The organism is Pedococcus sp. P1_H8 (assembly GCF_056405175.1).
On sequence record NZ_JBFUCP010000446.1, the window covers coordinates 1 to 368 of the forward strand.

Genomic DNA, 368 nt, shown 5'->3' on the forward strand with positions numbered 1-368 from the left:
GCGTGGCGCCGTCCAATCCCGTCCACATGGCCGGACTGGGGTGCGGAATCCACAGGTGCACATCACGGTTCGCGGACAGCGCGGACAGCACCGCGATCTGGTCGGTGCTCAGCCGGGTGGGCCCGAACAGCGACAGCCGGCCGGGGAGGTCGAGCAGGTCCGGTTCGGCGCGCAGCCGGGCGCACGCGCCGTCGAGGCGTTCGGCGGGGCTCGGCGAACCGATCCGCTCACGCAACCGACGCCACAGCTGCGGCTGCCAGAGTTGGTCGTCGTCGAGGGGCTCGGCCTTCTCGTCCGCGGCGTCGACGTCCCGGCCTTCCGCCCAGGCGACGAGCATGCCGGGGCGTTGTGCGCCGTAGCTGCGGAAG

General features: G+C 72.8%; 1 protein-coding gene. It reads right to left on the bottom strand.

Features of this window, described 5'->3' with window-relative positions:
• On the bottom strand, window positions 1-368 hold a 368-nt coding region (locus tag AC1DYG_RS20780; RefSeq protein ID WP_477641719.1), incomplete at both ends, for an exodeoxyribonuclease V subunit gamma.